11 protein-coding genes are annotated in these 13,422 nt (G+C 64.6%); 7 read left to right on the top strand and 4 right to left on the bottom strand.

Annotation, left to right across the window (positions count from 1 at the left end; genetic code table 11):
• Positions 1 to 3: 3 nt before the first annotated feature.
• On the bottom strand, positions 4 to 1,686 hold the full coding sequence (gene aspT / locus CNX70_RS11715) for an aspartate-alanine antiporter (protein ID WP_096234815.1): 1,683 nt from the start codon (positions 1,684 to 1,686) through the stop codon (positions 4 to 6).
• Positions 1,687 to 2,182: 496 nt separating this feature from the next.
• On the opposite strand from aspT, the gene CNX70_RS11710 reads away from it, so the two are divergent.
• Positions 2,183 to 2,446 carry a heavy-metal-associated domain-containing protein gene (locus CNX70_RS11710; protein WP_071078113.1) on the top strand — a complete coding sequence of 88 codons (264 nt, stop codon included), beginning with the start codon at positions 2,183 to 2,185 and terminating at the stop codon, positions 2,444 to 2,446.
• A 38-nt stretch (positions 2,447 to 2,484) separates the two neighbouring features.
• Here the strand turns inward: CNX70_RS11710 and ubiT are convergent, their stop codons facing one another.
• The 3 genes from ubiT to ubiU all read right to left on the bottom strand — a co-directional run bounded on the left by ubiT (position 2,485) and on the right by ubiU (position 5,093).
• A complete protein-coding gene (ubiT, locus tag CNX70_RS11705; protein ID WP_096234814.1) occupies positions 2,485 to 3,012 on the bottom strand; it encodes a ubiquinone anaerobic biosynthesis accessory factor UbiT in 528 nt (175 codons plus the stop codon).
• 20 nt (positions 3,013 to 3,032) lie between these two features.
• Positions 3,033 to 3,929, bottom strand: a complete 897-nt coding sequence (gene ubiV / locus CNX70_RS11700; protein ID WP_096234813.1) for a ubiquinone anaerobic biosynthesis protein UbiV — start codon at positions 3,927 to 3,929, stop codon at positions 3,033 to 3,035.
• Between the two features lie 126 nt (positions 3,930 to 4,055).
• Entirely contained in the window at positions 4,056 to 5,093 is a 1,038-nt protein-coding gene (gene ubiU, locus CNX70_RS11695) for a ubiquinone anaerobic biosynthesis protein UbiU (protein ID WP_425269236.1), read from the bottom strand.
• Positions 5,094 to 5,254: 161 nt separating this feature from the next.
• On the opposite strand from ubiU, the gene CNX70_RS11690 reads away from it, so the two are divergent.
• From CNX70_RS11690 to CNX70_RS11665, 6 genes are all read left to right on the top strand, one after another.
• Positions 5,255 to 5,671 (top strand): hypothetical protein, encoded by a 417-nt coding sequence (locus CNX70_RS11690; protein ID WP_096234812.1) that lies wholly within the window; start codon positions 5,255 to 5,257, stop codon positions 5,669 to 5,671.
• A 118-nt stretch (positions 5,672 to 5,789) separates the two neighbouring features.
• Positions 5,790 to 7,538 carry a ribonucleoside triphosphate reductase gene (locus CNX70_RS11685; protein WP_096234811.1) on the top strand — a complete coding sequence of 583 codons (1,749 nt, stop codon included), beginning with the start codon at positions 5,790 to 5,792 and terminating at the stop codon, positions 7,536 to 7,538.
• A complete protein-coding gene (nrdD, locus tag CNX70_RS29120) occupies positions 7,535 to 7,732 on the top strand; it encodes an anaerobic ribonucleoside-triphosphate reductase (protein ID WP_096234810.1) in 198 nt (65 codons plus the stop codon). Before CNX70_RS11685 ends, nrdD begins: the two co-directional genes overlap by 4 nt.
• Positions 7,725 to 8,429 carry an anaerobic ribonucleoside-triphosphate reductase activating protein gene (locus CNX70_RS11675; RefSeq protein ID WP_244199118.1) on the top strand — a complete coding sequence of 235 codons (705 nt, stop codon included), beginning with the start codon at positions 7,725 to 7,727 and terminating at the stop codon, positions 8,427 to 8,429. Before nrdD ends, CNX70_RS11675 begins: the two co-directional genes overlap by 8 nt.
• A gap of 148 nt (positions 8,430 to 8,577) precedes the next feature.
• Positions 8,578 to 12,633 carry a Pls/PosA family non-ribosomal peptide synthetase gene (locus tag CNX70_RS11670; RefSeq protein ID WP_096234809.1) on the top strand — a complete coding sequence of 1,352 codons (4,056 nt, stop codon included), beginning with the start codon at positions 8,578 to 8,580 and terminating at the stop codon, positions 12,631 to 12,633.
• Between the two features lie 21 nt (positions 12,634 to 12,654).
• Positions 12,655 to 13,197 (top strand): 4'-phosphopantetheinyl transferase family protein, encoded by a 543-nt coding sequence (locus CNX70_RS11665; protein WP_157750988.1) that lies wholly within the window; start codon positions 12,655 to 12,657, stop codon positions 13,195 to 13,197.
• The last annotated feature ends 225 nt before the right edge of the window (positions 13,198 to 13,422 follow it).

Genomic DNA, 13,422 nt, shown 5'->3' with positions numbered 1-13,422 from the left:
GCTTCACGCGTGGACCGAGCCGGCCAGGGCCACGATGAGCGGCCCCAGCAGGGGCAGCACCACGTTCGAGATCGCATACGTGATCGTGTAGCCCAGCAAGGGCGTGGAGTTGCCGGCCGCGTTCTGCACGGCCGACAGGGCCGGCGTGCTGCACTGCTGGCCGGCGATGGCGCCCAGCAGCACGGGCGCTTCCAGCTTGAGGAAAAAGTGGCCCACCAGCAAGGAGAGCGAAGCGGGAACGACGGCGATCAGCACGCCCATCAGCGGCAGCGACAGCCCGTATTGGCGGATCAGCTCGATCGCCTGCGGTCCCGACGCCAGGCCCACGCAGGCGATGAAGGTGGCCAGACCGATATCCTTCATCATGTCGAGCGCGCTGGGGTGGATGCCCGGCATGCCCGGCTTGCGTGCCTGGTACCAGCCGAATACCAGGCCCGTCAGCAAGGCCCCGCCGCCCGTGCCCAGCGAAAACGGAATGCCGCCCAGCCTGGCGGTAAAGCCGCCGATATACACACCGAGCACGATGCCGATGCTGGCGTAGACGATATTGCTGCGGTCCCCGGTGGGCACGCGCTTGCCGATGGCGGCCAGCGCCGTGTTCAGTTCGCGCCCGTCCTTCGTGCCGTACAGGCGCAGCACATCGTCGCGCTGCAGGGCCAGGTCCGGCAGGGGCGGCATGCTGTGCTCGCCACGCACGACGGCCGCCACATGCACGCCGGAAGGCAAGGCCAGCTGGCGCAGGGGCTGGCCCACCAGCGCGGCTTGCTGCAGCACCACTTCGACGGCGGAAACGGCCATGTTCAAGCCTGTCGTGTCGGCAAATTCTTCGCCCAGGATGGCTTCGGCCGCCACCAGCGCGGGACGGTGGCCGATCACCAGCACTTCATCGTTGGCGCGCAGGCGCAATGCCGGTTCCAGGTCCAGCACCTTGCCGTGCCGGCGCACGCGCGTGATGCTGGCGCGGCCCGCGAAAATATGCTGCAAGGCATCGAGACGGCGTCCAGCGCCACGGCTGATGCGGTAGGCGCGGCCCACCATTTCCGGCGTGGCCTGCACCCCGTCGCCATCGGTTTGCGCGCCGCCCATCTTTTCCCACAGCTTGTCCGCTTCCTCGCGCAGATTGACGCGCAACAACAGTGGGAAAATCTGGCTGGTGACGATGACGATGGCGATCAGGCCGAAAATATACGTGATGGAATACGCGGTGACCACGTTGGCCTGCAGCTCGGCGATGCGCGCGGCCGGCAACGCCAGCTTCGAGATGGCGTCCGTGGCCGTGCCGACGACGGCCGACTCCGTCGCCGCGCCCGCCATCATGCCGGCAGCCGTGCCCTGGTCCAGGCCCAGGAAGCGCGTGGCCAGCAGCACCAGCGCCAGTACCACCACCACTTCGATCAGGCAGAGTATTCCCAAGCGCAAGCCCTTGGCATTCAGGTTGGCAAAGAACTGGGGACCGCCCGCATAGCCGAGGGCAAAGATGAACAGCATGAAGAAAACATTCTTGACGCTGGCGTCCAAGGTAATGCCCAGCTGGCCGATCAGCAGCGCGGCGATCAGGGTGCCGCACACGCCGCCCAGTTGGATCGGACCGAAGCGTATCTGTCCTACCGCGTAGCCCAGGGCCAGGGCCAGGAACAAGGCCAATTCCGGCACCTGGTGCAATACCGACGCGATCGAATCGAGCATGGACGAACCTTCGAAAAGATAACGGATGGTTACAATGGAACAGAGCGCTCGGCGGTTGGCGGCGGCTGGCTGTTGAACGGGCGCACGAGTCCCGCACGACACCTGCGGTAAGCGCTTGTGCCTGAGAAATGTTGTTACGAGGAATCATGTTCGGTGAAAATTTTACAAGTGTCAACAGCTGTTCCGTTGAACTTGCCTTGCGCTTTATCAAACATCCCGCGCACGATTGAAGCACCTGTTTGACACCGATCAACAAAACCATTAGTAATATTTTTGACGATACCAAAGTGCCTTGCACACCAGCGGCGTCGCCTCCGGCAAACTGAAATAGGGCAACTATGTATGGAATAAACGCACTTCCAGGTGCGCCAGCAGGGGCTGGAATTAATCCAGATCAATAAAACCACAAATAGAAAATAAATCTTGCGTGCGGCTCTGGACGGCATGCGCACCCCTCGCCTACGCTGTTTTTTTATCTGAAAAACAAGAGGAACCCATGCAGACAGCACGCTTGAATATTATCGGGATGGATCACGAAGGCTGCGCCGACAGGCTGACGGGCGCGCTCGAGGCCGTCACGGGCGTGGCCACCGTGTGCGTCTCGCTGGCGCGCCACGGCGCCACGGTGCAATTTGACGAACGGCTGGCCACGCAGGAGCGCCTGCTGGCGGCCGTCAACGACGCCGGCTTCATGGGCGAGGCCTCCGACGAGGAACAACTGCCATCGTGCAGCGGCGCCTGCGGCCACTGCCGCCACTGAACGCCGGCTCCGGCAATTCTTCGCTCCCCCTGCTCCGCTCAGCCCTCCCGCGCACCCCGGTCGCGCAGATGCGCCAGCACGCGGCGCGGTCCCAGCGCCTGTAAATCGAACGGCGGCAGCTCGATGGCGTCGAGCGTATTCTTGAACAGCAAGCCCAGTTCCGTATCGCCTTCCAGGCTCAATCGACGGCTGAAGAACAGCGTGTCAGGATCTTCCTGGCGCCGCGCCAGCAGCATCAGGTCATGCACGCTGGCGGCGATGCACAGGTCCGGCACGTCCACATAGCGCTCGGCCACGAACACCGTGCCCTGCCACTCGAAATCGAAGGCGATGCCAGCGTCGACCAGGCGCAGGCGCAGGCTGCGCCCCTCCAGGCTGCGCCGCACATCGTCGGGCAATTGCGGCGCCAGCAGGCGGTTCAGGCCTTGCACGAACAGCCAGGAGGCGGGATACGGCGGCAGCTTGGACAGCAATTCGGCCAGCGGTTCGGGCAGCCGGTACGACATGGCGGGCTTGCCCATGGCGGGCTTGGCCGGGATGGGCAATCTTTCCAGTTGATCTTGCATGGTGCTTCCTTTCGATGCGTTCAATGAGCGGCGTGCTGTTCCATGCCGGGCTGGCCGTGCCAGTAGCCGTCGCAGGCGCCGGCCGGCTGGCAGGCCGCCAGCTGGGCCTGGGCGCCCACGCCGCTGACCTGGCCGCGGCGGGCGCGGTCGAAAATGGCGATGACTTGTTCCGTATGCATGGCCTGCGGGCTGATGCGTGCCACCGCCACGCCCATGTCGCGCATGGCGTCGAGTTCGCGCACCAGGTTGTAGACGAGGGCAGACTGCGTCTGCGTGCCATTCAGTACGAGAAACGGCACTTCGTCGCGCGTGCGCAGCAGCAGGCCGTCCGGTTCTTCCAGGCAGCTGTAGCCGCAGTCGTCCTTCGGCAGGTTGCGGTTGCGCGCCGTGAAGCAGCGCGCGGAAAACGCCAGCGGCATGCGGCCATAGGCGAACACTTCCGTCTCCAGTCCTTCCGGTTTCTGGCGCTGCATCTCGGCCAGCGCCGTCTGCCCCATTTCCAGCGGCATCACCCAGCGCCGCGCGCCCAGGCGCGCCAGCAGTTGCAGGCTGGGGCCATTGAACAGGTTCAAATGGGGACCGGCGACAAAGGGCGCACCCTTTTCCATGCAGTGCACGGCGCCCATGTCGTTCGCTTCGACCGTATAGCGGCCATTGCCCGTGATGCGGCGCAGGGTCGCCAGTTCGGCGCCCGCCTCGATCAGCGCCTGCGTCGACAGCACCACTTCCTTGCCGGCAGCGGCCAGCATGTCGGCGATATCGAGCCAGTCGGCCAGGCGCAGCTCATGCCGGCGCGAACACACGGTTTCACCCAGGTACACGATCTCGACGGCGCTACCGGCGATCTGCTGGTAAAACTCGAAGACGGTGGCGCGCGGCCAGTAGTACAGCAAAGGACCCAACGATAGTTTTAGCATGCCTTTTCCAGTATTTTTCAAGTTACAAAACCGTAGCGAGCGGCTCGCGGCGAGGCCGAGAAGCGCAGCCGTGCTCGAGCACGGTGAGCATCGCAGGCCGCGCCCCGGGACGCGCAGTAGGTTTTGCTATTTCCAGGAGCGATGGTAGGCGCCTAAAGTGTGCTGCTGACCTTCGGCCAGCTTGTCCATGGCCGCCATCCAGCCCGGCTTGACGGCGTAGCGCGGATTGCCTTCGCGGCAGGCGTCGATCGCTTCGCGCCACACGCGCGTGACCTGCGCCACGTAGGCGGGACTGCGCTGGCGCCCTTCGATCTTCACGGCGCGCACGCCCATGGCGATCAGTTGCGGCAGCAGCGCCAGGGTATTCAAGCTGGCCGGCTCCTCGATCGCGTAATACTCTTCGTCATTGACTTCGAAGCGGCCCTTGCACAGGGTCGGATAGCTGGCGTTTTCACCGGGCGCATAGCGGTCGATCAGCACGCCGTTCAGGCGCGACTCCAGGCCATTCGGCGTTTCCAGCCAGCGCACGGCCTTGGCCGGCGAGCACACGCCGTGGGTGTTCGGCGCCTCGCCCGTTGCATACGACGACAACGCACAGCGCCCTTCGACCATCACGCACAGGCTGCCGAAACCGAACACTTCGATCTCGACTTCCGTCTTGCTGATCAATTGTTCCACCTGCGCCATCGACAGCACGCGCGGCAGCACGGCGCGGGCGATGCCGAAGTGTTCATGGTAAAAATTGATGGCTTCGTAGTTGGTGGCCGAGCCCTGCACGGACAGGTGCAGGCGCAGCTGCGGCTGGTGCTGCGCCGCGTAGGCCATCAGACCCGGATCGGCAACGATCATGGCGTCGATGCCGGCCGCAGCCGCGCGATCAATGGCGCTGCGCCACACGGCCCAGTTGTGCGGCTGCGGATAAGTGTTCAGCGCCAGCAGCACCTTGCGTCCGTACTGGTGGGCGTAGCGCACGCCTTCGGCGATGGCTTTCTCGTCGAAATTGAGGCCGGCGAAATTGCGCGCATTGGTGGCATCGCGAAAGCCCAGGTAAACGGTATCGGCGCCATTGTCGACGGCCGCTTTCAGGGCAGGCAGGCTGCCGGCGGGGCAGACCAGTTCCAGCGGTCCGGCCACGCGGGTGGCGGTAGTTGATTCAAGCATCATGATGTTCACAGTCCTGTATCGGCTCAGGGTGCAGACTATAGCCCCGCCCATGCTGCCCAGTCCTTGACGCAGGTGAAGGAATGCATGCATGGCTGGCACACCTTCAACTTGCTTGACCTGGCTGTAAAATGCCCCACTTCCCCCCTCTTCGATTGCCCACCATGACCCGCAAACCGCTGCTGATTTTCCTTCTGACCCTGTTCCTCACCGCGCTGCAAGTGCAGTGGGCCGGTCCGGCCGATGGCTATGACGCGGGGACCATCTCCGTGCTGTCGCCGGAAGTGCTGGGCGCCTATCCGGGCGTGCTGCTGCTGTTCCTGCTGGCCGTGTTCGCGCGCCGCCAACTGCCGCTGCTGCGTCAGGCCGCCATCTGCACGGGCCTGCTGGCCATCTACTGGCTGCTGGCGAACTACGTCACGTTCGATGCGCGCGTGGCCAGCTGGAGCACCTATACGCCACTGGAAATCTGGGCCCACGTACTGCCCGCCTCCGTCGCCAGCATCGCCGCCTGCGGCGCCGCATTCTTTTGCGCGAGCTGGCTGATCCTGCGCGAAACGCGCTGGAACAAAACCGGCTGAGGTGGTTTTTTCACCTGGATCAAGGATACGCGAATCGCTTGCACGCCACCTTTGACGGCACTACATTTAGTAGATAACCTTCATAAAAACACCGCATGTTGTGTTTACTGGAGGTTTCATGACGACGAATGCAGTTTCCCCCACACGCGGCCAGGTCGATGTCGCCGCGTCCATCAATGAATACCTGGAACGGCGCGACTGGCGCGTCAACGCCAACGCCAACCAGGGGTATTCCTTGGGTGGCTTGATCCTGAATGTCTCGGGCAAGGTCATCGCCAACTACTGGCTGGACCAGGTGTATCCGCCGGAAGTGGGCGCGGCGCACCGCGAAGCGGCACTGCACATCCACGACCTCGACATGCTGGCCGGCTACTGCGCCGGCTGGTCGCTGCGAACCCTGCTGCATGAAGGCTTGAATGGCGTGCCGGGCAAGATCGAATCGGGCCCGCCGAAACACATGTCGAGCGCCATCGGCCAGATCGTCAATTTTCTCGGCACCCTGCAAAACGAATGGGCCGGCGCGCAGGCGTTCAGCTCCTTCGACACCTACATGGCGCCCTACATCCGCAAGGACAGCCTGCGCTACGAAGACGTGCGCCAGTACATGCAGGAGCTGATCTTCAACCTCAACGTGCCATCGCGCTGGGGTACGCAAACGCCGTTTACCAACCTCACCTTCGACTGGGTCTGCCCGGACGACCTGCGCGAGCAGATTCCCGTCATCGCCGGCCAGGAGATGGACTTCAGCTATGGCGAGCTGCAGGCGGAGATGGACATGATCAACCGCGCGTATATCGAGATCATGATGGCGGGTGACGCCAAGGGCAGAGTCTTCACCTTTCCCATCCCGACCTATAACATCACCGAGGACTTCGACTGGCATAGCGAGAACGCGGAACGCCTGTTCGAGATGACGGCCCGCTACGGCCTGCCCTACTTCCAGAATTTCATCAATTCGGAACTCAAGCCGAACATGATCCGCTCCATGTGCTGCCGCTTGCAGCTGGACTTGCGCGAACTGCTGAAACGGGGCAATGGCCTGTTCGGTTCCGCCGAGCAGACGGGCTCCCTGGGCGTGGTCACCATCAACTGCGCGCGCCTGGGCCACCTGTGGCGCGGCGACGAAGCGGCACTGATGGCCGACCTGGACCGCCTGCTGGAGCTGGGCAAAGTCAGCCTGGAAATCAAGCGCCGCACCATCGAAGAACTGATGCAGCAAGGCTTGTTCCCCTACACGAAGCGCTACCTGGGCACCCTGCGCAATCACTTTTCCACGCTGGGCGTGAACGGCATCAACGAGATGATCCGCAATTTCAGCGGCGACGCTTACGACATCACGTCCGCCGAGGGCCATGCGCTGGCGATCCGCCTGCTCGACCACGTGCGCGCCCGCATGGTGGCATTCCAGGAAGAGACGGGCCACATGTACAACCTGGAAGCGACACCGGCCGAGGGCACCACCTACCGCTTCGCCCGCGAAGACCGCAAGCGCTATCCCGCCATCCTGCAGGCGGGCACCGTCGACAACCCGTATTACACGAACTCGTCGCAACTGCCCGTGGGCCATACGGACGACCCGTTCGAGGCGCTGGAATTGCAGGACGCACTGCAGCGCAAGTACACGGGCGGCACGGTGCTGCACCTGTACATGACCGAAGCGCTGTCGGATGCGAATGCCTGCCGCGAACTGGTAAAACGCGCGCTGAGCCGCTTCTCGCTGCCCTACATCACGGTCACGCCCACGTTTTCCATCTGCCCGCGCCACGGCTACCTGGCCGGCAAACATGAATTCTGCCCCACCTGCGACGCGGAACTGATCGCCCGCAAGCAAGCCCACCCTGTTCCATCACTTGAGGAAACACCATGAACGCACGTCCCGACTTCACTCCCGCCATCACCCTGCTCGACAGCGAACGCCAGCGCTGCGAAATCTGGACGCGCGTGATGGGCTACCACCGCCCCGTTGCCTCGTTCAACATCGGAAAGCAGGGCGAATTCCACGAGCGCCAATACTTTACGCAAGCGAGCGCCCAGGTTGGCCAGCCCGCCTGCCGTGGCTGAGTTGAAAGTGGGCGGCCTGACGCCCTTTTCCGCCACCGACTATCCGGGCAAGCTGGCCGCCGTAGTCTTCGTGCAGGGCTGCCCCTGGCGCTGCGGCTATTGCCACAATCCCCATCTGCAGGCGCGCACACCGCAGGGCGCCATGCCCTGGCAAGACGTACTGACCTGGATGCGCCGCCGCGTGGGCCTGGTCGACGCCGTCGTCTTCAGCGGCGGCGAAGCGTGCATGGACCCGGCGCTGGCGCGTGCCATGCTCGACGTCAGGGAGCTGGGATTCGGCATCGGCCTGCATACGGCCTGCATCTATCCGCAGCGCCTGCAGGAAGTGCTGCCCCTGGTCGATTGGGTGGGCTTCGACATCAAGGCGCCGTTTGCCGACTATCGTCATGTGACCCGCGTGGCCGGCAGCGGCGACCCGGCGCGCGCCTGCCTGGACGCCATCCTCGCCAGCGGCGTGACCTACGAATGCCGCACCACCACCCACCCGGACTTGCTGCCGGACGAACAGCTGCTGGCCCTGGCCACCACCCTGGCCGCGAAAGGCGTCGACAACTACGTGCTGCAGCAGTTCCGCGCCGACGGCTGCCAGGATGCGGCGCTGGCCGGCCGCCCCCTGCACGGCTATCCGGCGGCGAGCACTGTGGCACAAATCGGCGCCATGTTTCCCCGTTTTACATTCCGTAATCATGGCAGTTGAGCCTGCAGCCACATAATTGCCGAAAGTGCAGCAAAATTCCCCGTTCTGCAACGCTGAAATGTCTTGCGTGCTGTAATGTATCAACTGTGCCGCGCACCATGCGCAGCCCGTCAGATTCCTCACACCGCATTACAGATAAGCGTCATCCATGAACGATTTCACCGCAGTCAGCCCAGGCATCCCTCCCACCCACGCCGACATCCTGTACGGCCCGCCGCGACCGGATCTGCTGCGCGAGGAAGTGCTGGCCGACCTGCTGGAGGCAACGGCCCGCCGCTGCCCGCAGCAAATCGCCCTGATCGATGGCGAGCGCCGCATCACGTATGCGCAGCTCGATGCGCAAGCTGGCCTGGCCGCGTCGCGCCTGGTGGCCGCTGGCGTCAAGCCCGGCGACATCGTAGGCCTGTGGCTGCCACGCGGCGCCCCTCTGCTGCTGATGCAGGCGGCGATTGCCAAGGCGGGCGCTGCCTGGCTGCCCGTCGATGAAGACACGCCCGTGGAACGCCTGCAGGTGTGCCTCGATGACGCCAACGGCTTTGGCGTCATCAGCTGCGCGCAGTTTGCGCGGCGCCTGGAAGAAGCAGGACTTGACCGTCCCGTATGGACGGCGGAAAGCCTGCTGGCCCCCGCCGCACCGGGCGAACTGCTGCCCGCGCGCGCAACCGTGCTGCCCGAACACCCCGCGTATGTGATCTACACCTCCGGCTCGACGGGCAAACCCAAGGGCATATTGATCAATCAACGCAGCATCTGCCACTTCCTGCGCAGCGAAAACGCCGTGCTGGAAGTGACGCAAGACGACACCGTCTACCAGGGCTTTTCCGTCGCCTTCGACATGTCGTTCGAAGAAATCTGGATCGCCTACCTGGTGGGCGCCACCCTCTGGCTGGGACCGAAGGAAATTTCGGGCGACCCGGAAGCCTTGCCGCGCGCCTTGGCGGCCAACCACGTCACCGTACTGCATGCCGTGCCGACCCTGCTGGCCCTGTTCGCGGAAGAAGTGCCCAGTCTGCGCCTGATCAACCTGGGCGGCGAGATGTGCCCGGAGTCCCTGGTCGAGCGCTGGTCGCGCCCGGGTCGCGCCATGTTCAACACCTATGGCCCGACAGAGGCGACCGTCTCGTGCAGCCTGGCGCGCCTGCAGCCCGGTGAACCCGTCACCATCGGCACGCCGCTGCCCAACTATGGCTTGCTGGTGCTGCAGGTGGCCGAGCCGGGAGAAAAACGTCCCTTGACTTTGCTGCCGCGCGGCGAAACGGGTGAGCTGTGCATCATCGGCCCCGGCCTGGCCGAGGGTTACCTGGGCCGCCCCGACCTGACGCTGGAAAAATTCCTGCCCAATCCCTGGAGCATGGGGCCCGATGACGCGCGCCTGTACCGCACGGGCGACCTGGCGCGCATCGATCTTGATGGCCAGGTGCTGTGCCTGGGCCGCGCCGACGACCAGGTGAAAATTCGCGGCTTCCGCGTGGAACTGGGCGAGATCGAAGCCGTGCTGGCGCAGCAACCTGGCGTGGGCACGGTGGCCGTCTTGCTGCGCAAGGATGATGGCATCGACCAGCTGGTGGCCTACATCGTCGGCAGCGACGATGCCCCCGACGATGCCCTGTCCACAAAAACCCTGCGCGCGGCCCTGAACCTGCATCTGCCGCCCTACATGGTGCCGGGCCGCTTCGAATTGCTGCCCCTGATGCCGCGCCTCACCTCCGGCAAGATCGACAGAAAAGCGCTGAAGGCCATGCCGCTCTCGACGCCGCCGGCCGGCGAGGCGGGCGAGTCGGACGTGCCGGAAACGCCGGCCGAGGCGGCCCTGTTCGCGGCGCTGGCGACACTGTTCCCGGGCCAGCCGATACGGCGCCAGTTTGACTTCTTCAGCGACCTCGGTGGCCACTCCTTCCTGGCCGCCCGCCTGGCGTCCGCCCTGCGCGCCAATCCGGCTTACGCCCACATGACGGTGCGCGACATTTATCACAATCGCCAGATCGGCAAGATCGCCGCCGTGCTGAACGAAGCGCCCGCGCTGGCCACGCCGGAAGCGGAGTGGACGCCGCCATCGGCCATGAAGCGCTGGCTGTGCGGCGCGGCGCAGGCGGCGGCCGTGCCGGGCCTCGTCACCTTGCGCATGGCGCAGTGGATGGCGCCATTTTTCACCTACCACTTCTTCACGGGCGACACGGGCGATACCGTGCCGCGCGCCATCGCCGCCTCGATCGGCGTGTTCCTGCTCGCCACCCTGGCCGAATTTGCCATCGCGATTGCCGGCAAGTGGCTGATTGCCGGGCGTTTGAAGCCGGGCAGCTATCCGCTCTGGGGCGTGACCTATTACCGCTGGTGGCTGGCCGACCGCCTGGTCGAATCGGCGCCAGCTTATTTGCTCAGCGGCTCGTCGCTGAACAGCTGGTGGCTGCGCGCGCTGGGCGCGAAAGTGGGCAAGGAAGTCGTCATCGGCTCGATGACCCTGCGCGCGCCCGACCTGCTGTCCATCGGCGACAACGTCAGCGTCGGCAATGCCGTCAACTTTGAAAACGCCCGCGTGGAACGGGGCCGTTTGCTGCTGGGCCAGATCAGCATCGGCGACGATGCCTGCATCAGCTCTTACGCGATTTTGGAAGGCAATACCAGCGTAGGCGCCTTCGGCCACCTGGAGGGACAATCCGCGCTGGCCGATGGCGTGAGCGTGCCGGCGGGCAGGGTCTGGACCGGTTCGCCCGCGCGCGACATTGGCCCCTACGACCGGGCCAGCCAGCCGCCCCGCCCCGCCGTGTCGCGCCTGCGCCTGACGGGCGAAACCCTGTTCTTCTGCTTCGGCATGGTGCTCATCGCCGTGCTGTTCTTCATGCCGGTCTTCCCCAGCTTCGTGCTGATCGACTGGTTCGACGAACGTGAAATGATGCCGTGGCTGCAGGGCCGCGATGTGACGACCCAACTGGCCCGCTATTTTTTGCTGGCCTTCCCCGCCAGCGCCGTGCTGATCGTGCTGACCGCCCTGCTGTCGGCCGCCATCCGCTGGGGCGCACTGCCGCGCTTGAAGCCGGGCAGCTCGCCCGTGCACAGCAATATCTATTGCGCCAAGTGGCTGGTCAGCCATATCCAGGAATCGAGCCTGAACGTCCTGCACGGCATCTACGCCACCGTGTATGCGCCATACTGGTACCGCCTGCTGGGTGCCAAGGTGGGCAAGGGCGCCGAGATTTCCACGGCGCTGGGCGTGGTGCCCGACATGCTGACCCTGGGCGACGACACCTTCATCGCCGACGCCGTCATGCTGGGCGACGAGCAGATCGACGGCGGCTGGATGACCATGCGACCCACCGTCATCTCGCACCGCAGCTTTGTCGGCAACGGCAGCTATATCCCGGACGGCACCACCCTGCCCGAGCACGTGCTGATCGGCGTGCACACGCATGCGCCGCGCAACGAGCAGATGCACAGCGGCGATACCTGGCTCGGCTCTCCCCCGATGCACCTGCCCGCGCGCGAACAGGTCAGCGGTTTTGCCGAGCACCTGACCTTCAAGCCATCGCTGTTGCGCCGCCTGGGCCGCAGTCTGATCGAAGCCTTCCGCATCGTCGCGCCGCACGCGGTGGTGATCGCCGTCGGCTACACCCTGGTGCTGGACGTGATGCCGATCGCGGGCGCCGGACGCTGGGGCGAAGTGGTGGGCGACCTGGCGATTGCCGGCATCGCCTACGGCATCGGCAATTTTCTGGTGGTGGTGCTGTTCAAGTGGCTGCTGCTGGGACGCTACCGCAAGCACGCGGCACCCATGTGGACGCCGTTCGTGTGGATTTCGGAAGGTGTCACCAACCTGTACGAAGGCATCGCCGTGCCCAACTTCATGCGCTACCTGCGCGGCACGCCGTGGCTGCCACTGGCCTTCCGCCTGTTCGGCTGCAAGATCGGCCGCGGCGTCTACATGGACACCACCGACATCACGGAATTCGACTGCGTGCATATCGGCGACTACAGCGAATTGAATGCGCTGACCTGCCCGCAGACGCATTTGTTCGAAGACCGCGTGATGAAGATCGACCACGTGGACATCGGCCAGCGCGTCTACATGGGCCCGCGCAGCTCCGTGCTGTACAGCGCCAAGGTGGGCGACAATGCGCGTCTGGGGCCATTGACCCTGGTGATGAAGGGCGAACACATCCCCGCCGGCAGCAACTGGGCCGGCTGCCCGGCGGCACCTTTGCGTAGCTGATCGCAGCTGATGGATGCCACCGTGCTCTGGTCGGACGACGGCGTGCTGGTGATCGGCATCGCCTTTGTGCTGCCGCGCTGGGAGGCCCGCTTGCGCATCCGCGCCGCCGTGCGGGCAGCGGCGGCGCAGTGGCTGAAGATGGATATCGAGTCGATTTCGGTGGAGTCGACGCCGGGCGATCCTCCCCGCTTGCTGCTGGCCGGCCGCGCGGCAGGTTTGTCATTGACCCATGATGAGGGTATCTCGCTGGCCGCCGTGCATCTGCATGGCGCCGTCGGCATCGACGTGATGCGGGTGCAGGACATTGCCGACTGGGCGAATCTGGCGCGCGATTACCTGGGGCCGCAGGTGGCCGAGGAACTGGCCGCCTGCCCCGATGCACAGCGCCCGCTGCGGTTGGCGCAGGCGTGGACGGCGCGTGAGGCAGCGCTCAAGTACGCGGGATTGCCGTTGATGGAGTGGGATGGGGTGGCATTGAATTACAAGGTACAGCACATCGCCTTGCAGGACGGATTTGTCGCAATGCTCGCAACCCCAAAGACGGAAACTGGGGTCGGACCCTGAGGGTCCGACCCCGGCCTTTCTGCCGTTGGGTTTCCACGCGAAACGTACATCAATCCTCACTGTCCGCTCCTGATCGACCGCCACCGATCTGGACGAAAATCAGTTTTGCGATAATACTGACGAGCAGTCCCAGCACCCCGATCAATTCCAGCATGGTCTTTCCTTTGCAGTGACAGCACACCAGGCCACTGTAGCCTGAACGCCGGGGCAAGGCCAATATCAAAT

This window comes from Janthinobacterium svalbardense, from assembly GCF_002327145.1.
Taxonomy (GTDB): domain Bacteria; phylum Pseudomonadota; class Gammaproteobacteria; order Burkholderiales; family Burkholderiaceae_D; genus Janthinobacterium; species Janthinobacterium tructae.
This window is presented reverse-complemented; position numbering and strand designations above follow the sequence as displayed.